Source organism: Vibrio alfacsensis, from assembly GCF_019670485.1.
Taxonomy (GTDB): Bacteria; Pseudomonadota; Gammaproteobacteria; order Enterobacterales; family Vibrionaceae; genus Vibrio; species Vibrio alfacsensis.
On the sequence record NZ_AP024165.1, the window covers coordinates 1,701,096 to 1,724,150 of the forward strand.

A 23,055-nucleotide genomic window follows, 5' to 3' on the forward strand; every position below is an offset into this window, starting at 1 on the left:
TTTAATAGCTTATTCCTCCAGATTGAGCTTACGGCTTGAAATCTCGTCTTGGATGTAAGAAATGAAATCATCCACTTTAAATTTACCGAGATCTTTACCTTTACGAGTACGTACTGCGATTTCGCCAGCTTCCATTTCTTGGTCACCGACTACAAGCATATACGGTACACGCTTCAAAGTGTGTTCGCGGATTTTAAAGCCAATCTTCTCATTTCTCAAGTCCGCTTTAGCTCTAATTCCACTTTTTTGTAATTTTTGTACTACTTCCTGAACATAATCTGACTGTTTGTCAGTGATGTTCATAAGAATTGCTTGTTCTGGCGCCAACCAAGTTGGGAAGAAACCAGCATATTCTTCGATAAGAATACCAATGAAACGCTCTAGTGAACCTAGAATTGCACGGTGAATCATTACCGGAACAAGACGCTCATTGTTTTCACCTACATAAGTTGCACCTAAGCGACCTGGTAGGTTGAAGTCTAACTGAACAGTACCACATTGCCATGCACGATCTAGACAGTCGTATAGCGTGAACTCGATCTTAGGACCGTAGAACGCACCCTCACCCTCTTGAATCTCGTATGGAATTTCCATTGATTCTAGAGACTGTTTCAATGCTTCTTCTGATTGATCCCAGATTTCATCAGAGCCAACACGTTTTTCTGGACGTGTAGACAATTTCACGACGATATTGTCGAAACCGAACGTTTGGTACGTATCGTACACCATCTTGATACAATTTGTTACTTCTTCTTGAATTTGGCTCTCAGTACAGAAAATGTGAGCGTCATCCTGAGTAAAGCCACGTACACGCATAATACCGTGTAGTGCACCAGATGGTTCGTTACGGTGACATGAGCCAAACTCAGCCATACGTAGCGGTAAGTCGCGGTACGATTTTAGACCTTGGTTAAAGATCTGAACGTGACCAGGACAGTTCATTGGTTTAATCGCGTATTCACGGTTTTCAGAAGAAGTCGTAAACATTGCGTCTGCGTATTTGTCCCAGTGACCAGAGCGTTCCCAAAGAACACGGTCCATCATCAATGGGCCTTTTACTTCTTGGTAGTCGTACTCATTAAGTTTGTCACGTACAAACACTTCTAGATCACGGAAGATAGACCAACCATTATGGTGCCAGAACACCATACCTGGTGCTTCTTGCTGCATGTGGAATAGGTCTAGTTGCTTACCGATCTTACGGTGGTCACGCTTCGCCGCTTCTTCCAAGCGAGTTAGGTGCGCTTTTAGCGCTTTCTTATCATGGAAAGCCGTACCGTAGATACGCTGAAGCATCTTGTTGTCGCTGTTACCACGCCAGTAAGCACCTGCAACATTCAATAGCGTGAAGTGTTGACAGAAGCCCATGTTTGGAACGTGAGGGCCACGACACATGTCGATGTATTCTTCATGGTGGTAAAGGCCTGGACGATCATCACGAGATACGTTTTCGTCTAGGATTTCCACTTTGTATGGTTCACCACGTGATTCAAATGTATCACGTGCTTCCTGCCAGCTTACCTTTTTCTTAACAACTTCGTACTTAGTTTTCGCAAGCTCTTGCATACGCTTTTCGATCTTTTCTAAATCTTCTTGCGTTAGAGACTCGTCTAGGTCGATGTCGTAGTAGAAGCCGTTGTCGATGGTTGGACCGATCGCCATTTTAGCTTGAGGGTAAAGTTGCTTTAAAGCGTGACCAAGAAGGTGAGCACAAGAGTGACGAACGATTTCTAGACCGTCTACTTCATCTTTAACTGTGATGATTTCTAGGCTTGCATCTTCTTCAATTAGATCACACGCATCAACGCGGTTACCGTTTACACGACCAGCGATCGTTGCTTTCGCAAGACCAGGACCGATCGATTGCGCAACTTCCATTGTAGATACTGGGTTGTCAAATTGACGCTGACTGCCGTCAGGAAGAGTAATAATAGGCATGCTATGTCCTTTACAGTGGTGTTGCATACCAAGCAACACTTGAAATTTGCATAACCAATTAAATATCAATTGGTTATATGTTGTTTTTGTGTAGAAAAACTGAATTTGGTACAAAACTTGGTACAAATACGGATGTACACGGCTTTGCATTCCTAGGCATTCTAATGGATGGTGATGAAATAACAAGGCAAATATCAATTTAAGCCTTTTCTCATTGTCGCCACCCTGAATAGACAAATGGGATGAAGCTACGGCATGCAATGAGCGTTGCATCTCTAAAAGAAGCATTGATAACAAAGGTTCAATTTGTGAAGATAATCAACAATCAAGCGCAAAATGTAATGTAAATATTACAAGCATCAAAAGTTATGCATTACATATGTAGACTTGTGCATTCTAGATATCTGACGTTGCGCGTCGTTAAAATTTGGGTACAATTTGTTGTATAATGATCGCTATAATTTAGATAATGGTTATAGAAAATTAAAACCCTAACACTCAAACAACGCTTATACGATGAAAGCGCGGTCAAATAAACATCAATTATTTTTCGATTATCTCGTCTATAACAAGTGATCAATGAAACAACTTTGATATATTCGTCAATTATGAAGACCAAAGAAACGATGGAAAACAATGATATAGTTAGACTAGGACAAACTTGTTGGGTCCTATCAGAAAACAAAATTTATCCCTTAGAAAGGGATGGCTCCATCAACACCCTGAGAGAAGTAAAACTAACACAAAAACAGTGGGAATTATTACATTGCCTGTATAACCCATCCAAAGAGCCTGTATCAAAAGAAAAAATCATCAATACAATTTGGCCTAGTCAAGCAATATCACCAGAAAGCCTCCCTCAGATAATCAATAAAACCAGAAAATCAATATACGATAGTGAAAAAAATGTAATACAGCATTTACGAAATGTTGGATATATTCTTAATCACAGCGCTTATTTAAACACTAACTCTATTCCTGTAGAAACAGAACTGATTGATGAAAAAGATAAACTTGAACAAAATATAAAAAAATCAAATTCATTGTTAAAAGAAAAAACAAAATTAGCTATCTATTACTCTCTGATATTTTTTTTAACAATATCTTCGATATTACTATCACTAGGAATTTACGAAAGAAAAATAAAAAGACAAGAATTCTTAGACATTCATCTTAATTCAGATCGCTACGACCAAATAATTAGCGAATCAGATGGTGAAATTTTATTCAGGGTTAACGGACACATTTGTCGTTTTTCCAAAAGTAGTCATGAGGTAAATTGTGAGAAAGAATAAGATACTTCTTATAGCGACCATTGGATTATTTTTACTTAATTTGTTTTTATTATTTATTTTTAACTCAATTCAATCAGAGTGGGAATCTTATGTCATCGTAGATAATACTGAAAGGCATGTGCTATCAATTCAAAAAGGTTCTAATATCAACTATCTTGTAACTCATAACAGTGGTTCATCTAATGAAAAAGGTGAATTTCGACATGGAAATGAGTACAACGTTACATATAAACCCACTAAATTAGGTTATATAATAAAACACATGGCAACTGATAACAGGAAAGCGTTTTCAGTAAAATTAAAATCCTACCGACTAAATAGTGAGTGTGCCATTTTGCTGTTTAACAGCAACGACGCTTTCAATATGCGCGTACCTTGTATAAGGTAATGTTTTAACTAGCATTAAAAATTTTCATTTAAACACTGATAGAAAACAAATACATACGAACTAAATATTAAGGATTATCTTACATAATCGAAGTTAGATAACCTTATTAATTAACAGCCAAATATTTTACCTTGGCTCTACAATTCATCAGCAAGAGATCGGCTTTCCAGTAACAGCTAGCCCCTCTCTTTGCTTTCTATCTTCCATTATTTCATTTTATAGTCACCAACTAGCACCTGAGATAAAGTTAACCTTAACTTCTAAAATCATTTCCACCTCATAAAAGATACCATTCTGAAATTCATATATTGACGTTCATCTTATTAATACCTAACCAGAATAATTCATAGTCCTTGCTAGTTTATTTCCTGAAATTCTTTTGTGTTCATAAAAAACCAAGATTTAGAAAATTGCGGCACAAGGAAACTTATGAAGTCAAGCAATATCTATCATTATTTTGACACCCCCTCTCACTTTGCGCACATTAAAAACTGAATTGCGCATTTTTAATTGACCTAACAGATCAGACCAGTAATTATCATTGTGTATTTACCCCTCGTTTAATTAGAAAAGGAATTTCTATGCGTGTAACCACTTTGATTTTTTTTGTGTTGTTCGCTCCAAACTTGGCTCTAGCCGACGTTGCATTAAAATGGAATGGTCGAGTGCCAACTCCAAGCTTAAAAACGATTGTTGATTCTAATCCTATCACTCCTAACCTGCTTTCAAGCATCGCACGCGATCAAGGTTTAATTATACAAGAATTCCAACTTCGCCCAGATGTAAAACCCATATTAGTAATATCTTACAAACTATAATCTTGGGGGAAATAACGCTCACTAGTGGTATAAAAAACCCCGCGAAAGCGGGGTTTAATAAGTCAAGTTAGTGAGGCAAACTACTGATTGACAGCGGATTAATTTCTGGTTCTGGTAGTTCAAGCTCCGCCAATACCGACAATGCTTGCGGCGAAATACCACCAGAATATTCAACCTCTCCTTGTGGATTTACCACACTACTTTCACCTACGTTCCACGTGGTAAAGAATTCCGATAGGTCATAGCCTGTTAAGTAAGAAGCACAAAGCATCATTTGATCACCTTCGTTTAAACCAACATCACGAGAATCACAATAATTAATCCCAGTGTCACCTTGAGTATCACCACGAGCTTTACGATGCATTAACTTAAACAGGTTCCAACCTTGGTCATGGTTGTAGATGCTTGGTTTTTGTTCACCATCTGCATACCAATCATCAATATCAAAATGGGTCTCCGCCCAAATTTTCAGTTGACCAAACATAACCAAACGAATACCTGCGTTGCCCTCCGACCAAGCATGCCCTGCATAAGCATTTAGCCACGTCGGTGCTTTTTTGATGTCAAAGATAATGCGATCCATACGTGGATTTTCGTTACGACCGTCGAGCTCCTGCATATAAAGTGCTAGCAAATTGTTGGTCACTTCTGTTGACCCTTGCGCACTAAATGGTGCAGCGGCCAAATTGTGACCTATCTCGTGCCACAACAACCAGTTATTTTTTGGTTGCGTAGGTATCGTCGTTGCTGTCGGTGAATAAGTACTGCTCATTACAGGATAACCAGAATGAGCGGCGCCTACAGAGATCTGCACATCATTAACAAAACGATGACGATAGCCCGGTAGATCGTCGTAAGTGAAGCGGCGATGGAGGCCCTCCGACGATGTTTCATCTCGTCCATAGAAATCACTCGTTGCATTGGCGAAACGATTCATATCAGCAACAAACTGCGACATATCCTGAGCGGTGACATTTGCAACAGGCGTTGTATAAACAACATGCCCCGTATCTACTTCAGCGATCTTGACCGACGTTTCTTGTGGCGTTGTTATCCAGGTACCATCTTTATAGAATGCCGCTTTAACAACGTTATTAAATGTGAAATTCGCGACATTGTCTTCTGCCGTGCCTCTTGGTTGAATATAGATCAATCCACCATAAGGTACGCTAAAGGTCGTGCTTGTTCCGTCATGATCAAACGATGTTTGCATACGAGGTGGTCGTTTCAAGCTTAACTCATGTTGTGGTCTTCCTGTGAGGTTATCAGCCAACATTACGCTAATTGACGCGGCAACCCCGCCTGTCACGGTGATTTCTTCATGCTGCTTAGCCCACAATCCTGTCGACTGCATATTGCCGGCTGACATGGTGACCTTGCGTCCACCAGTCATAATGCTAACGGTTGCATTAGTGCCCGATTCTGTCACTCGCCCCGGATAAGAAGTGGTATCCACCTTAATATCATGATCCCAAAATGAACGACCTAACATGATTCGTGTAAGCGGCTTTTCCTCAAAGTTAAGTGGGTAGCTTGGGTTCATTTGACCGGCAAGCTCACCATGCTCATCACCATAAATCATACCGTTAGAAACTAATTTGGCTTTTAAATCCTCTGGACAAGAGGTGCCACCACCATGTTGATTGCTTGTATAGCAGTTTAGGTAGTTGACCAAGGTTTCGAAACCTAACTCGTCTTGGATCGTTGAATCATATCGATATTGGTTATCGTTCCACATCCAAACAGACATGTTGTCATATGTTTGATGCAAGTCAGTTTGCGACAAACGTTTACCTTGGTGACCTCGTGAGCGATAGTAAAGTTCGTGCTCGGCCAGTTTTGTGATGTTTTGACCGAGATTGGCCGCCTTCACCATGCTCGCTACATCAACGTTATAGCGGTCAAAATCTGTACGACCATACGGCCCACGTTCGTTGCGGCCATGTCCTTGACGAAATTCAATACAGTTAAACTCGTATTGATAATCATTGCTACATACTGGTGTGCCGGGGAAAGCCGCTTGCAACTTAGTAATCGCCGCCTGCTTCTCCTCCTCTCCAGAGACATTCATCTTAGCGTAATGCGTTGTGCCATTTTCATCCTCAAAGGTTGGGATGTGCATTACTGGTGTATCTTTGCTCCATGTCACATGCCCATCAGCGCTTACGGTGTACGGCAAGTCACCATTTTCCAGCATATTAATACGCTCTAGGATCACAACATCTGAAGAGTACTGTACGTGTACATTAGGCGTTGGTGGTCTACAGTAATAACTCGTACCACAGTAGTTTTGATATACAGGTGCTACGTTTTGATTGCCTAATGCGATGCCTGCCGCATCAACCAATCGACCAATCGGCTCAGGGTTGTTGCCTAAAATCGTGTCAATAAGCAGAACGTTACCACCATCGTTCACGTAATTTATTAACGCACTCACGTCTTCCACTGTCAGTAGTGGCTTGCTTAGGTCAGCCGTCAGCACATGGCTCATCGTCTGCTCGATTCTTGTCGGCTCATAACCACGCAATATCACCAATGGCGTTTCTTTAGCAGAAAGAGAACCAAATCCCCCTTTCTCAATGAAACGCATCTCACCAAAGCCATATTCATCACTGACGAAAAATGGGTAGTTGAGTCCCGTCGGTTTAGTCCCTAAAAAATGGTAAGCTCTATCAACGTTCGTCGCAATGTTAGCCGATGTGACCCCCAACCATTCAAAGGTGTTCTTGAAAAATCGCTTCATGTCCCCGTTGTCATACCGCTTATCACTTGTTGACGCTTTTGTCGTACAAGTTTTCGTCGTAGAGTCAACACTCATCTCGTTTGAGTGCGTCGACCAAAACGTATTTGGACAAGCGAGAATATCAAGGTAGTAAATGTTGCCCATCGAGATAACCTTACCTCGACCAATTTCACCCGAAGCGACAAATGGCAAGTTATAAGTCACGCTGTCAGACGATACCAAAGGAACCGGAGGCATAGTGACTCCCGGGTGGCTCACAACAAAAGGCTTACCATCACGAGTCCATTTCTGTGGCTGACCAAATGGAAGCTGACCGTTGCGGTCGTTACGTGGCATCATGATTGGGAATGCACTATTTGATAAGTTGAGCGTTCTCATCGCACGAGCCGGACCCACCGATGAATACCATGTGTAGCCGTCATGAAATACATGGAAGTTCTCTACATCTGAAAATAGTCGGTTCAGAGAATCAGTCACATACGCTGTATCACCCGCGGCACGGTAAAGATTGATCGCACGAGTAAACCCTGTCGTGTGCTGTTTTAACACCGCGTCAATTTCGCTCGCTTCACCTTGTTCGAACTGGGCCTCGAATTCATTTGGCAACGCGAAATCTGTCCCCTCTAACCTACCGCCATTCGGTAGATCTAAGCTAATGATTTCATTGATTACATTAGGGTAAATCTCAAATGTTTTTTTGACTAAAGGCGCAAATTCGAAATGGCTGGTACGATTGGTCGCATAGCGTTCAACAAACGCTTGGATGTTATCTTGTTTGATCTTGTTGCTCGTGACATCTGCAAGCTTAAAGTCAATACGATTACCCTTGATCGAACCAAATTCAAAAGTATCAATTCCGAATGAAACCTCATCCCCCCAAAGATATTCGAAGTGACCATTTTCATCCGTGACCCCTCGTGCGTTGTTTGAGTAAAATTCAACCCCCATCAACGGAATATTATTCACATCAGTGAGCACGGCTTGTGTCATTACTTTGGATTCAACAGAAGGTTTGTACACCAATAAATCTTCAGCAACAGAAGAAACAAACGGACTGTTCAGATCATTACTGCCACCAGATACAGCGGGAACGATATCAGTGTTAACATGCGAGGTTGGTGATTTGTTAATATCATCCGTTTCCATTTCTTCAAGTGCTTGCAAGAATGCATTCACTGCGGTCGTATCGTCTAACTGCTGAAAAATGCCCTCAATGTCATATGCGTTTATTTCCTCTAGGCACAGCTCATCTGTGGTTTCACAACCATTTATAGCCTGCAAAACACGAGTAACATTAACACCATGAATGGAGCTAAGTTCAAAAGCCATATCGCTTTCGAGTGGACGACTTGGTGAAAGATCTGGATAAGGTTTAGGTTCAAATGAACCCAACTCCACATGACCGAGATGGCAAGTCGTCGATTCTTCTTCAGTCACTTTAAACGAACCCAACGTTAGTGGTTCGCCGTTACAAAGCACCTGCCCAGATATCCGCTTGCCTGAAGCCGTTAATGTCGCGTTATATACCATCGGCAGAATATCCGGACCATCAGGCTCCGTCACAGTTTCAACTAACGTCGTTACGGTTTGCTTGGTGGTCAAATAACCATCTGATACAACAACTGTAAATGTGTGCTCACCGAGCACGTCTTCTGTTGGAACTAGACTCAACAGACCAATGTCATCAATCGTGATCCAAGCAGGAGCGCTTTCCAGTGAAAATGAGAGTGCATCACCATCTGCGTCTGAAGCTTTCACGCGATAAGTAGTTTGCTGACCGGCGGCGGCCTCTATCGCAGGAATAGTTTCGATTACAGGTGCGACATTCGAAATTGGTGCTGAAACGACCTCTAAAATGAATGATTTACTCGACGTCTCTTTGCCATCATCGACATTCACCGCAACACGATAGCGTCCCTCATGCCCTACTTCAGGCCTAAAAGATAGCAAGCCAGTTCTTGCATCAATAGAAATCCAACTACGCGAAGATTCCACCGAGTAAGTTAAAACATCACCGTCTTCGTCAGACGCCTTTACCCTGTAAGTCGTTAATTGACCAGCATTCGCACTGATATCATCAATCTCGTCTATCACGGGTGCCAAATTAGGAAGATCTGGTGCATCCGCTTGTGCCACATCCACCGTAAATGATTGTACTTGATCAAATACACCATCGGTTACGGTTAGTGTAAACACGTGACGCCCAACATGGCTAGGTTGTGGCTCGGCAACAATTAAACCGAGAAGCGGGTCAATACCGATCCAGCCAGGTTGTTCAGCAATGCTATAACTGAGCGTATCACCATCTGCATCGGTGGCTTTCACACGATAATTCAAAGGCTGATTCGCTTTCACTGAAAGTTCAGGGATCGCTTCGACAACAGGAGCCGTTCTATTATCTTCAACTTCCGCCAGCTCGACTTCCAACTGAACGGGTTTAGAGACCACAAACACACCGTCGGTCACTTCCACGGTAAAATTGTGACGACCAACATGCCCATCCAAAGGCATCGCAGTGATAAGACCGCTCAATGGGTTAATTTTGACCCAGTGAGGTTGAGATTTAAGCTCAAAAGTCAGTGCATCTTGGTTTTTATCTGACGCTTTCACGCGATACGCTAATTGATGATTAGACTTCACATTTAAGGTCGGAATATCATACACAAATGGTGCCGTCTGCACTGCGTCAGGGTCAACCGGAGTCATTGAAAGGGCAACGTTAAGTGCAAAAGACTTAACCACATCCACCTTTCCATCTGTCACCACAACGTTAATGGTGTGCTCCCCAACCTGTTCCGCACTTGGTGTTGCAGTGATCAAGCCTGTCTCAGGGTTAATCGCGATCCAATTTGGCGAATCCTGTAAGGCAAAAGTTAAGATATCTCCATCGAGATCATTCGCAGCGACTCGCAGTGAAAACTCATGATCAGACTTAGCAAACTGCGTAGGAATATTGAGAACGTTTGGAATTTGGTTGCTTGGGGGCGTCACCGGCGCTTCAGCATATTCAACGACCAATAAAATCGTTGTCGACGATTCCTTTTGTCCGTCATGTGCTTTAACCAGAAAACGATAGTCACCCTCATGACCACTCTTAGCCGCCACAGTCAGCAACCCCGTTTCGGGATCAATCGTCACCCAAGCAGGCTGCTCGGCCAGTGAGTAAGAAACGAAATCACCCTCAGCATCCGATGCCTTTACGTAATAGTTCAAAGGGTAATGAGTACGGGCCGTGAGTTGCGGAATATCGGAGAAAATAGGCGCACTGTTACCTGTTTCAGGTAAATCGTTGGATACCTTTAAAGTGATCAACTGGCTAGACTGTAGTTCCCCATCCGAAACCACGACCATGAAAGTATAGTCTCCCACGACGGATGCATCTGCATCAACAGAAACGACACCGGTCGATGCATCGATAGTGATCCACTCAGGATTTCCTTCTAATGCATAAGTCAATACTTGATCATCCTCAGCACTAATCTCAAAAGTGAAATCTTGACCTGGAGCAACCGTTAAATTGGGTATCGAGGGTACAAACGGAGGCTGATTATTACTTGGGGCAGTTCCTATAACCGTATCACCGCCACACCCTGTAAGCGCAAGCGACACCATGGACGCTAAAATTAATTTATTGTGCATATAATCTCTAAAAATTACACAAACGAAAGTAACGTGGTTGGAACTGAAACCATTTAAGTCACAGCTAACGACCACTCACATATCGAAATAACGACGAGTAATTCTAATCATCTGTAAAACTAACCTTTAGACTCTGATCTAAAGCTTGCACATTCAAGAAGTTACATTGCACGTTTACGAAACAAATTTGTATGAGGGGGCAAAATATACTTGGAGTACGCTAACGCGCGCAGTTAATGCGATTTGTGCATAAATCGGACAGCCCTGTGCATTGGGATTGCTCAATTGATACAGGCCTCTTAGACTCTGGCCTTAATCAAATAAACTTAAACTTAAACTTAAACTTAGAGCGTCTCATGTACGAATTTACGATGCACTACCAACCTAAAATCATGCATGGACGAATGATCTCTTGTGAAGCTTTGTTAAGGCCGAAGCACAAAATCAATGTAGAGCAATTTGTTCAAACCTGTCCTGATCCAATTCGATTAGACATTCTTGTTATCAAGCAAGTGATGAAAGAACTATGCCTCCACGCGATTGACGTCAATACATCAGTAAACATCAATGCGAAAAGCATTATGAATGATGCATTTGTAAACTTTTGTCTCACTGAGGTTCAAGGTAAAGGCATTACTCTAGAAATCACAGAATATAGTGATATTGACAACAGAGCATTGTTCGCGAAGAACATTGCCAAACTACAACAAGGCAAGATTAAAATCTCACTTGACGATTTTGGAAAAGGTTACGCTCACTCAATTTTATTGGTTAAAAACAAGTTTGATGAAATAAAGTTAGACAAGTCCCTAATTGATAATATCGATACCGATGGTGACGTATTCTGCCATCTGAAATATCTTATTGAAATGTTGAGAAAAATGGGATTTACCAAGTTTGTTTTTGAAGGCGTAGAAACACTTAAACAGCAAGAGCAGATTCTAAAGATTGACAACAATGCAATATTACAAGGTTACTTTTACTCTAAGCCAACGCCAATGAAAGCACTAATTGATGGGTGGCACTCAACATGTTGACAGCCGTAATTAGCGAATTTGAGCCGATTCGAAGCTCTATCAAGTTCAATTTGAGAACACATAAAAAAAACATGCCAATAATGCAAGTCAATAACATTAGTAATATCAATCTCGACAAAATTCAGCATTTAGTTGAAGAAAATGGCAGTATCGTACTAATTTTAGACTTGGATACTCGTATACGTTTATTTTCAAGATTCAGTTACGCAAACGAGCACATCGAGAACATATTAAAAACAATCACCAACTTTGATAATATAACAATTTTAATTACGGGAAGTGAAAGTGCCGTTCTAGAATACAAACACATTTTGGAATCAAAAAAAATATTTCGAGAAAAAATTCTGATAAAACCGTTTAATAACTTACAACTAAACCAATTCATTAGTTACAACTTAACACATTAGAAAACCAGAAATATATAGCATTCTATTGAACAAACATGTAAATAAAGAGCGGCAACTCTCATAAATGCCGGACGACTTGTTGACTAAAAACAATGACAGCAAGCCATTTAAGCCAATGTTTTCGGCATCAATACCTATATTACGCTTATCATAAAACTTATATTAAAAAAGCCCAATAGAACTATTGGGCTTTTATCTACTTATATTAAACATTAATTATTGAGAAGTCAGAAATTCAGTAATCGTCATACCATAAGTATTCTTGAAGACTCTGGCTGCATTACTATAGCTACTAAACCCTGCCTGGTTCAATGCTAGTGTGAGTGTCAAATTTGGTTCTATTGTCAGCGTTTCTTTTAAGTTTCTCACCCGAATTTTGTTAGTTAATTCGAGAAATGAATGCCCTTTTTCGCTCAACACATATTGTACCTTTCTTCGTGACATATGTGACAATGAACATAGCATATCCAAGTTAAAATTTGGATCACTTGCTTTATCTCTAATGATTTTCATAACCTTATCAAACTTCCCGTCAACTACAATGTCATATTGATCAACACCAATAAGATGTGCAATAGCTAACAACTCATATTGAGGCTTGATGGATATCTTGGTCCTTTCGAGCAAATCTTCAATTAACCTACCATGCACATGTTTCACTAACCCATAATTGAATTTTGGTATTGAAATCGAATCATAAAAATCTGGAGATATTAGCAAAATCTGCACATTATCTGGCATGTGTATCGTATAATCTCCATATAGGATATTCAAACCTTGTAGTAATATGTGGCTTGCTTTGGTTCTGTTATCTTTGATCGTAACTTTGTAATTTGCATTGATAACCGTTATCCATTGAGGTTGAGCGTACATTCCTACCCTTATACTTCCTTTATAACTGCCACTAAATTTAACATTAGCAGTAATATTTACTAATCCTTCAGCAATATTTTCTTTTTCTTCTTTAACTAAATAGCTATTAGCTTGCTGATACATTGACTGTCTTTCTTCCAATTGCATATGAATCTCGACCTGAAACGGTCGTTTTTTCAATGCAATGATGCGCAAAATGGAAAGCAATTCACACTTAATAATTACAACCAACCTCAGCGCAAGCTATTGTTTTTTAAAAAATAATTTAACTAATCAGTTAGTAATCCTCATTGTTAATTATTAACTAACCTGGTTTTACCTCATTTTGTATTATATATGAAACAAAATGAGGTAAACCAATGTCCGTATTAAAATCCCTTGAGATTCTAATTAAGAATTCTCCTACTCCTATGGCTCTAGTGAACGCTAAGAATGATAAAATTGTCATTTCAAACGAGCAATCAGAAAGGTTGTTCATTAAAGATAAAAGTGATCTTACAGAAATGATAGAAGACAACGATGAACCTGTCATTCAGGCAAACTTGATGTTTTGTAAATATGTAGAAAGCGTTTGTAAAACCGAGGGAAGGAGCGTCATTTCTCATGAAGTGATGGGAGAGAAGTCTTACATTGTTCTACGTAACCCAATTGAAATCAACTTTGAGCATTATATTTTGATGAATATTTTAGAAGTACCAAATCTTGGCCGAGAAAATAAGCTACATTTAATTTAATCCATTAGCACTGCACACATAATGTAGTTATTATTCACTAATTTTACTTAAAATAGATTGTAAACCTTGGTGCTTTCATAATATAGCTTACCATGAAAAGCTTGCAAATATCTATTTCAAAAACATAAAGGCCCACATATAGTGGGCCTTTATTTTAAAAGCACTTAACCAACGCAACGTAATGAATGTTAGCTCTTGGTTATTACATTTTGTTTATTATAGTTTAAGAAACTCAGCACATGAATCAAAGATTGCGGCTGCCGAGTTATTTTGCATTACCCAGACTGTCCCTGTCCAATAAAACGTCCTTTGAGCATTGGTTGAAACCCTAATCTCTTTACCATCACTTTCTCTATACATATTTGTCCACAAATTGGTACCCGAATTAAACTGAATATACGTTTTCCCTACATCCGCACTGGTAAGGTTTGGTAGGTAACCCGAATCGTTGCCGCGTGAACGGGTAACACAAAGAGAATCAATACCAACAAATCTTTCCCTCACAGCATCATACTGCCCTAATTTACCTGTAGTTGTGGCCGATTTCTTTCTAGGGATTAACGACGTATCCAGTGACAACATAGCGTAGTTTGGAGAGCTGCTTACTTCAAACCTTGTCTCCACGACACTGTTTTTTAAATGTGATGCCAGAAAAACTTGAACGCCTGATTCTGGTACAGCGATATCCGTTGGCGTTACTTCAAGCCCAACCACATGTAATATCAAGCCATCTCGCCCAGCAAGTCGCTGCCTTACGATACCTCGCTTTGGTCGACCTCTATAATCGACTATCTTTAACGTCGCGTACTTGACAAGCCCTGAAATATTCAAGTCACTAAGCCCCAACGTGTCATAAAAAGAACTCGATACGATAGGGAAAGCCACGACATTCCGTTCATTGTTTAGATTGATCCAAATTGAACGTAACAATTCATATTCAGAACCAACGGATGCTGCCGTTGCGCGGATGTCGACATTGACTTCACCAACATCGTTGGTCAACATCGTCTCTGGCGCCGTGTCAACCAATATTGTTGCCGTATTTGACTCATAAACAAGTCTCACATCAGGAACTGGATTGCCATTTTCGTCAGTGATGACTAATGTTGCCACTAACTCGTCCAGTTCATCCGCTATCAGTTTGTATTCGGTTTCACCACCCACGCCAGGTTGCCCTGCAGCCTCCGGGTCAACTTTCGAAAAGTGGTAACTCAATCGAGCCGTCTCTGCATCGCCGAGCAATGTGACGCCCAGACTGGTTGCAGTCTCATTGCTGTCTTCTTGGTTTGTGACTCGTATGCGAAACTCAGTGGCCCGAGTACTGTTGACCAGCACGCTAAATTGATTGGGGTTTATCATCACTTGCTCAAGGTTCACAAAAGGCACAACATCATCAGAATCTATGGCTATAGCTTCTAGTTCATAGTTGTTTTCAGGGCTAACACCTTGGACCAAAGCAACCTTGATGTTCTGCCCATTCGCTATACCTGTTTGGACCACCATATCCAACGACAAATCATGATGTCGGATACACGTCAAATACGCCTTTTTACCGTCAACCCAAGGCGTCACCTCAGAAGAGTCCAGCTCCATGAGTTCAAAGTTGCCATCCATACGCCTTGCAATGTAAGAGTGCTCTTTTGGCCAGTTAGATAAACGGTCTCCTGTCGTAGTGCCTGCATGGTCTCGTGACCATAGTCGTGCTAACTCTTGAGATGTAGGAACATTGCCGTACTGATTGCAATAGCGCATTGCCACTTCTGGAGTGAAGCTTGCTAACGTGTTTTCCACCTCGGGATCCCAACTTGGTGTCACGGCTAGGGTACCAACCACATCGCTATATCTTGGCGGTGCGGTAAATATGTTATTGTAATTAGCACCATCCACCACAATTTCAGACCACGTTTTATCTTGCTCTTTAGGTATAACCGTGATGGCGATTGAACCTTGGCTATTGTTGTTATTCACATCACCCACCAAAAAACTCACGATGTGAACACCTGGCGATAAGGCTTCAAAACGAAACGAGGTATTGCCAACGGTTTCTTTATCGAGTAATTCAACTTCTGCGGTAAGGCTTGACACTGCCAGCAATTGCCATTCTTGATCGTCAGTGATGGTCAGCCCTGTTAGAGCAGACAAATCCAACGTCAAAGATTGCATAGCTTCAACGGTTGTCGACATTTGCGCGTTATAATCGTAATGAGCAGGCGTGATTTCAGGCGCTTCCGAACCTTGTTCTGTGAACGTAAAATAGATCGACCCCAACTTGGTATTGGAGGTATCAACTTCACTTTCTAAGATATACAACACCCGAGTCCAGCCAGGACTGGCTGGCGCAATGAAGTTTATTTTTTCATTGTCTGTGGCGGCACGTCCGAGGTTATTGGGATCACCAATCATGGCTGGCGTGCCCTGGCGAACACGAAACCCATCTGGAAATTGCTCACCAAGCACTTCGGCAAAATTCATATACACCGATTCATTAAGAGTCGCGGCATAGCTAAGCTCTGGTAACGTTGGCGCGAGTGAGGATGAACTGAATAGATTCAGTTTTGCAGTGGCTGTTTGTTGATGTGCATCCTCCACTGTGTATTGATATTGGCAAAAAATACCGCTTTCTTGCTCAACTTGCACACTCAAATCCGATGCAACAAGCTCGGGACAGTCTTGCATCCCGCCGGCAGATAGATCCTGACTTGCAACGATTGCCGTAATGCTCGGTTGGTTTCCGTCAATGTACGGTGAAAGATCAACCGATGTTCCAACACCTGCAGATATAAATCCATCTTGAACGCTTAAAGGGGGCGATGTTGTGTTCGTTTCATCCCCGTCATTCCCGCAACCAGCGAGTAGAAAAGAACAGATGATAATCGTTGGGAATGCAATTCCACCATTCATAGTTACAATACGTGTAAGTTAATCATTGGCGGATTGTAAATAAACTCAGCTCGACATTCTCTACCCCACCTTTCGCCTGCGCATTCAACGCGCGCTCTTGCACATTTATAAATCCAGTAACAAAGCCCTAGCTGAACAAGTAGGGCTCACCATAGTGCTCATTTCTTACCGTCTATAGCGCGAAAAATTCAGCGCAGGTTCCTATAATCGGATGGAGGGTTCGATTAAGCCGAGTCCAGTCTCGCCCATCCCAGTACAAAATCGCAGCCGGAAGATATGTCTCATGCGTATCACTAACGGTATAATATGCTCCATCAATCCTAAACACTCTGCTATCCCCCTCCGCGCGATCAATAAAGATTGCCAATTTCCCCACATCATCAGGCCCCATTATTGGCGGATAAAAATATTGCCCAATTGAAGTATTCGAACGGGTGCGCTCTACGCACAACGTATCTCTATCACCCATTTTTTCTCGCCAGAAGTTACGACTAGCCAGTTTGTCATCAGGGCTTGATGGGACACCCGATTCAACCGGCAACCCTGCGACTGTGTTTGCTAACTTAATATGCGAACGTGTCATGCCTAGCAAATCAATACTCGGTCTACTTGGCGAACCGTCCAAAGCAAATTCAATGTGAGCCGGAGTATTATCGATGGCCATCGATACCATCACTTCAACGCCCTCGACAGGGACGGGAATTTCTGCCACGTAATCAGAGCCATCAATATGAATAATTGAACCAACTTCACCACCAACTATCTGTAACGTTGCTGCGATTGCTTCGTTAGATGCGTTTAACACTCGGAATCTCGATTTTGTGTAAAGACGAGCGGTTTCGAGCGGCGTCATTTCCACCGTAACATATCGGTTTGGGTGTATAACCCTCACCAGTACCTGTTTTGGTTGACCATTGACATCGATGTGAAACGATCGATCAATCTCAAACTCTCCGCCCAATGCCGACAACGATGCCTTCATCGGAATTGTCAATTGGCCATCTTGGTCCGTAATCATTTGCTCGAGCGTTTTTTCGGTATACATTTTTTGCGTGTTTGCTAAATACGCATACCATTTATCTGCAATTGGGTTACCATTTATATCGTTGAAATCGAGATTGACATTTAATACGTCGGCATCGTCCGCGGTGAGCTCTTGCTGATAGGGCGCTTCTGGGTCATCTTTGCTGAAACTGTAGGTTAACTCTGTCGTCGCAGCATCTCCAATAATGGAAATTGGTTGCGTGATTAATTGCTCGCTTGGGTTAGCCAAATTAAATACTCTCAAGCGAAATTGCCCAGCTTGAATCGTGCTGACCATCACATCAAATTGACCATCGATGACAGCCGACTTCTCAATATTCAATTCGGGTAGGGCCGCAGCTTCATTTACCGAGAGAGCTTCAACATCATATTCTACACCCGGTTTAACGTTAAACACCGTTACAACAGGGTATTGATTATTGTCTGCCACGACGGTTTTTACTATCTGATCCAGCTCCAAATTATGACGGTTCACACAACTTATATAGGCACTTTGACCATCCGTCCACGGTTCGGCTGACTTGTTCATCAAATCAAACAACATATAGCCCAAACCATCGGCTGATTTAGCAAGGTAAGAACGTTGTTTTGGCCAATTGACCAAACGATCCCCCACCGTATTCGCGGCACGGTCGCGCTCCCAAAGCGTTTGCCATTCCAAAATGGATGGGATTGCACCTCCACTCTCACAATAATATTGCCCTGTTGTCGGGGTAAAACTAGCCAGCGTGTTTTGAACATCGCTATCCCACACCGCGTCGATCTTCAATTCTTCTATCACCTCGCTGTAACGTGGTGGAGACGTAAACGTTCGACTGCCTTGCGCATACTCAAAGCTGATATTCGACCAAGTCTTCGCTTGCTCTTTCGCAATCACGTTGAGGGAGATAACACCTCGACTGATATTATTGTGCACATCCGCTACGACATAACTGACAAAATGTTGCCCTGGTGTGGTTGCATTAAAACGAAACACTTTAGTTCCGACTTGTTCTTTATCCACTATTTCCACATCGGCTGTAAGGCTGGAGACTTCCAACAGTTGCCATTCTTGATCGTCAGTAATGCTAAGTCCTTCCAGAGCGGATAAATCCAACGTCAAGGTTTGCATGGTTTCAACGGTCATCGACATCTGCTCATTGTAATCGTAATGAGCAGGCGTGATTTCAGGCGCTTCCGAACCTTGTGCTGTGAACGTAAAATAGATCGACCCCAACTTAGTATTGGAGGTATCAACTTCACTTTCCAAGGTATACAACACTCGAGTCCAGCCTGGGCTAGCTGGCGCAATGAAGTTTATTTTTTCATTGTCTGTAGCGGCACGTCCGAGATTATTGGGATCACCAATCATGGCTGGCGTGCCCTGGCGAACACGAAACCCATCTGGAAATTGCTCACCAAGGGCTTCGGCAAAATTCATATACACCGATTCATTAAGAGTCGCGGCATAGCTAAGCTCTGGTAACGTTGGCGCGAGTGAGGATGAACTGAATAGATTCAGTTTTGCAGTGGTTGTTTGTTGATGTGCATCCTCCACTGTGTATTGATATTGACAAAAAATACCGCTTTCTTGCTCAACTTGCACACTCAAATCCGATGCAACAAGCTCGGGACAGTCTTGCATCCCGCCGGCAGATAGATCCTGACTTGCAACGATTGCCGTAATGCGCGGTTGGTTTCCGTCAATGTACGGTGAAAGATCAACCGATGTTCCAACACCTGCAGATATAAATCCATCTTGAACGCTTAAAGGGGGCGATGTTGTGTTCGTTTCATCCCCGTCATTCCCGCAACCAGCGAGTAGAAAAGAACAGATGATAATCGTTGGGAATGCAATTCCACCATTCATAGTTACAAAACGTGTAAGTTAATCATTGGCGGATTGTAAATAAACTCAGCTCGACATTCTCTATTCCACCTTTCGCCTGCGCATTCAACGCGCGCTCTTGCACATTTATAAATCCAGTAACAAAGCCCTAGCTTAACAAGTAGGGCTCATTTCTTACCGTCTATAGCGCGAAAAATTGAGCGCAGTCCCATATTGCCGGATGCAGATTTTGATTAAGCCGAGTCCAGTCTCGCCCATCCCAATACGTTACCGCAGCCGCAGCAGCAGCGGACGTGTTATTAACTGAATAATACTCGCCATCAATCCTATACAGTCTGGAACCCCCTAGCGCGCGATCAATAAAGATTGCCAATTTCCCCACATCGTCGGGCCCCATAATCGGCGGAAAAAATTCTTGTGCAACTGAAGTACTCGAAGCGGTGCGCTCTACACACAACACATCATTATCACCCATTTGTTCTCGCCAGAAATTACGACTAGCCAATTTGTCATCAGGGCCTGATGGGGCACCCGGTTCAATCGGCAACCCTGCGACTGTGTTTGTCAAAGTTATATGCGAACGTGTCATGCCTTCCAAATTAACACTCGGTCTACTTGGCGAACCGTCCAAAGCAAATTCAATACGAGCCGGGTTATTATTAATGGCCATCGATACCATCACTTCAACGCCCTCGACAGGGACGGGAATTTCTGTCACGTAATCAGAGCCATCAATGTGAATAATTGAACCGACTTCACCGCCAACTATCTGTAAAGTTGCTGGAATTGCTTCGTTAGCTGCGTTTAACACTCGGAATCTCGATTTTGTGTAAAGTCGAGTGGTTTCGAGCGGCGTCATTTCAACGGTAACATATCGGTTTGGGTGTATGACTCTCACCACAATTTCCTGATTCACGCCATTAACATCGATGTGAAACGATCGATCAACCTCAAATCCTCCGCCCAATGCCGACAACGACGCCTTCATCGGAATTGTCAATTGGCCATCTTGGTCAGTAATCATCTGCTCGAGCGTTTTTTCGGTATACATTTTTTGCGTGTTTGCTAAATACGCATACCATTTATCTGCAATTGGGTTACCATTTATATCGTTGAAATCGAGATTGACATTTAATACGTCGGCATCGTCCGCGGTGAGCTCTTGCTGATAGGGCGCTTCTGGGTCATCTTTGCTGAAACTGTAGGTTAACTCTGTCGTCGCAGCATCTCCAATAATGGAAATTGGTTGCGTGATTAATTGCTCGCTTGGGTTAGCCAAATTAAATACTCTCAAGCGAAATTGCCCAGCTTGAATCGTGCTGACCATCACATCAAATTGACCATCGATGACAGCCGACTTCTCAATATTCAATTCGGGTAGGGCCGCAGCTTCATTTACCGAGAGAGCTTCAACATCATATTCTACTCCCGGTTTAACGTTAAACACCGTTACAACAGGGTATTGATTATTGTCTGCCACGACGGTTTTTACTATCTGATCCAGCTCCAAATTATGACGGTTCACACAACTTATATAGGCACTTTGACCATCCGTCCACGGTTCGGCTGACTTGTTCATCAAATCAAACAACATATAGCCCAAACCATCGGCTGATTTAGCAAGGTAAGAGCGTTGTTTTGGCCAATTGACTAAACGATCCCCCACCGTATTCGCGGCACGGTCGCGCTCCCAAAGCGTTTGCCATTCCAAAATGGATGGGATTGCACCTTCACTCTCACAATAATATTGCCCTGTTGTCGGGGTAAAACTAGCCAGCGTGTTTTGAACATCGCTATCCCACACCGCGTCGATCTTCAATTCTTCTATCACCTCGCTGTAACGTGGTGGCGACGTAAACGTTCGACTGCCTTGCGCATACTCAAAGCTGATATTCGACCAAGTCTTCGCTTGCTCTTTCGCAATCACGTTGAGGGAGATAACACCTCGACTGATATTATTGTGCACATCCGCTACGACATAACTGACAAAATGTTGCCCTGGTGTGGTTGCATTAAAACGAAACACTTTAGTTCCGACTTGTTCTTTATCCACTATTTCCACATCGGCTGTAAGGCTGGAGACTTCCAACAGTTGCCATTCTTGATCGTCAGTAATGCTAAGTCCTTCCAGAGCGGATAAATCCAACGTCAAGGTTTGCATGGTTTCAACGGCCATCGACATCTGCTCATTGTAATCGTAATGAGCAGGCGTGATTTCAGGCGCTTCCGAACCTTGTGCTGTGAACGTAAAATAGATCGACCCCAACTTAGTATTGGAGGTATCAACTTCACTTTCCAAGGTATACAACACCCGAGTCCAGCCTGGGCTGGCTGGCGCAATGAAGTTTATTTTTTCATTGTCTGTAGCGGCACGTCCGAGATTATTGGGATCACCAATCATGGCTGGCGTGCCCTGGCGAACACGAAACCCATCTGGAAATTGCTCACCAAGCACTTCGGCAAAATTCAGATACACCGATTCATTAAGAGTCGCGGCATAGCTAAGCTCTGGTAACGTTGGCTCTGGTGAGGATGAACTAAAGAGGTTAAGTGTCGAAGAAACCGTTTGTTGATGATCATCGTTAATAATGAGTCGGTATTGACAAAATACACCCATTAATTGGCTAGGTTTTACGCTAAGCTGTGCAAACTCCGGTAAAGGACACGCCTCACCCTCTTGTAGAGTCAGAGAATCGCTTAGCATCACCTGCCTAATTCGCGGGTTATCTCCGTCCACGTATGAAGATAGCGTCAGCCAAGTTCCGGGGAGTGCAGAGATAAACATATCGTTGGCAGACAAAGATGGTAAGGTGGTATCGCTATTGTGATTCGACTCGTTATTGCAAGCCATTAATAAAACTGTACACAATGTAATAGCTATCAAGCGACATTTTTTAATTTTAAGCATAATCCATTTGAATGAGGTAAAATTATATTATCTCAGTTGCAGTAAATACTTACGAATATCACCTACACACTTAATGCTTGTTTGCGCGTTTTGTTTGTTCTTTTGCGCATTCCAATCAAGCAATAACACCACTACGTCACTTTGATGAACGGTAGGATTTGCGATCAACTCTTGCAACCAAACCCTAACTAACAAAAGCCTGCTTTAAAATGTAGGGCTCGGACTGCTGACAATGGTCTCGCTTGCTAGCTAGACCGTTATCGAATAGGCGTATAGAAATATCGATAACACTATGAGTCCACGCCCTATTCTTAAGATGAAACGCTCAAATGAAGTGCATAAAAAAAACCAACTGCTTACGCAGTTGGCTTAGTGTCAAACTGTCAATGTATTTTAGGACGAAACCGTTGATGTTCAAAACGGGAATATCCTTGATAGCGATACCAACGCGGGTAACACTCCCAAAAAGCCCCGAGTTTGAAAAAGGAATCGTCATCAATCT

The 23,055-nt window shown here is 42.3% G+C and carries 10 protein-coding genes; 4 read left to right on the forward strand and 6 right to left on the reverse strand.

What is annotated here, in order from left to right; genetic code table 11:
* Positions 1-9: 9 nt before the first annotated feature.
* The gene (gene thrS, locus VA249_RS08040) at positions 10-1,938 is read right to left on the reverse strand and encodes a threonine--tRNA ligase (protein ID WP_099078768.1); all 1,929 of its coding nucleotides are present in this window, start codon (positions 1,936-1,938) and stop codon (positions 10-12) included.
* 626 nt (positions 1,939-2,564) lie between these two features.
* On the opposite strand from thrS, the gene VA249_RS08045 reads away from it, so the two are divergent.
* Together VA249_RS08045 and VA249_RS08050 are read left to right on the forward strand one after the other, a co-directional pair.
* Positions 2,565-3,233, forward strand: a complete 669-nt coding sequence (locus VA249_RS08045; protein WP_221067613.1) for a winged helix-turn-helix domain-containing protein — start codon at positions 2,565-2,567, stop codon at positions 3,231-3,233.
* Positions 3,234-4,202: 969 nt separating this feature from the next.
* Entirely contained in the window at positions 4,203-4,439 is a 237-nt protein-coding gene (locus tag VA249_RS08050) for a hypothetical protein (protein ID WP_221067614.1), read from the forward strand.
* A 67-nt stretch (positions 4,440-4,506) separates the two neighbouring features.
* Here the strand turns inward: VA249_RS08050 and VA249_RS08055 are convergent, their stop codons facing one another.
* Positions 4,507-10,821 (reverse strand): SslE/AcfD family lipoprotein zinc metalloprotease, encoded by a 6,315-nt coding sequence (locus VA249_RS08055; RefSeq protein WP_221067615.1) that lies wholly within the window; start codon positions 10,819-10,821, stop codon positions 4,507-4,509.
* A 356-nt stretch (positions 10,822-11,177) separates the two neighbouring features.
* On the opposite strand from VA249_RS08055, the gene VA249_RS08060 reads away from it, so the two are divergent.
* Entirely contained in the window at positions 11,178-11,858 is a 681-nt protein-coding gene (locus VA249_RS08060; protein WP_221067616.1) for an EAL domain-containing protein, read from the forward strand.
* Between the two features lie 623 nt (positions 11,859-12,481).
* On the opposite strand, the gene VA249_RS08065 is transcribed toward VA249_RS08060, so the two are convergent.
* A complete protein-coding gene (locus VA249_RS08065; RefSeq protein WP_221067617.1) occupies positions 12,482-13,285 on the reverse strand; it encodes an AraC family transcriptional regulator in 804 nt (267 codons plus the stop codon).
* Positions 13,286-13,497: 212 nt separating this feature from the next.
* Between VA249_RS08065 and VA249_RS08070 the strand changes: the two genes are divergently transcribed.
* Positions 13,498-13,872, forward strand: a complete 375-nt coding sequence (locus VA249_RS08070; protein ID WP_221067618.1) for a hypothetical protein — start codon at positions 13,498-13,500, stop codon at positions 13,870-13,872.
* A 216-nt stretch (positions 13,873-14,088) separates the two neighbouring features.
* Here the strand turns inward: VA249_RS08070 and VA249_RS08075 are convergent, their stop codons facing one another.
* The 3 genes from VA249_RS08075 to VA249_RS08085 all read right to left on the reverse strand — a co-directional run bounded on the left by VA249_RS08075 (position 14,089) and on the right by VA249_RS08085 (position 22,496).
* Positions 14,089-16,773 (reverse strand): hypothetical protein, encoded by a 2,685-nt coding sequence (locus VA249_RS08075; RefSeq protein WP_221067619.1) that lies wholly within the window; start codon positions 16,771-16,773, stop codon positions 14,089-14,091.
* Positions 16,774-16,945: 172 nt separating this feature from the next.
* Complete coding sequence (locus VA249_RS08080) at positions 16,946-19,666, reverse strand: hypothetical protein (protein WP_221067620.1); 2,721 nt, start codon at positions 19,664-19,666, stop codon at positions 16,946-16,948.
* Between the two features lie 160 nt (positions 19,667-19,826).
* Positions 19,827-22,496, reverse strand: a complete 2,670-nt coding sequence (locus VA249_RS08085; RefSeq protein WP_221067621.1) for a hypothetical protein — start codon at positions 22,494-22,496, stop codon at positions 19,827-19,829.
* Positions 22,497-23,055: the final 559 nt, after the last annotated feature.

What these genes read in the sequence shown, in the direction of transcription:
- thrS (WP_099078768.1), bottom strand. Translation starts at nt 1,938, where the DNA reads ATGCCTATTATTACTCTTCCTGACGGCAGTCAGCGTCAATTTGACAAC.
- VA249_RS08045 (WP_221067613.1), top strand. Translation starts at nt 2,565, where the DNA reads ATGGAAAACAATGATATAGTTAGACTAGGACAAACTTGTTGGGTCCTA.
- VA249_RS08050 (WP_221067614.1), top strand. Translation starts at nt 4,203, where the DNA reads ATGCGTGTAACCACTTTGATTTTTTTTGTGTTGTTCGCTCCAAACTTG.
- VA249_RS08055 (WP_221067615.1), bottom strand. Translation starts at nt 10,821, where the DNA reads ATGCACAATAAATTAATTTTAGCGTCCATGGTGTCGCTTGCGCTTACA.
- VA249_RS08060 (WP_221067616.1), top strand. Translation starts at nt 11,178, where the DNA reads ATGTACGAATTTACGATGCACTACCAACCTAAAATCATGCATGGACGA.
- VA249_RS08065 (WP_221067617.1), bottom strand. Translation starts at nt 13,285, where the DNA reads ATGCAATTGGAAGAAAGACAGTCAATGTATCAGCAAGCTAATAGCTAT.
- VA249_RS08070 (WP_221067618.1), top strand. Translation starts at nt 13,498, where the DNA reads ATGTCCGTATTAAAATCCCTTGAGATTCTAATTAAGAATTCTCCTACT.
- VA249_RS08075 (WP_221067619.1), bottom strand. Translation starts at nt 16,773, where the DNA reads ATGAATGGTGGAATTGCATTCCCAACGATTATCATCTGTTCTTTTCTA.
- VA249_RS08080 (WP_221067620.1), bottom strand. Translation starts at nt 19,666, where the DNA reads ATGAATGGTGGAATTGCATTCCCAACGATTATCATCTGTTCTTTTCTA.
- VA249_RS08085 (WP_221067621.1), bottom strand. Translation starts at nt 22,496, where the DNA reads ATGGCTTGCAATAACGAGTCGAATCACAATAGCGATACCACCTTACCA.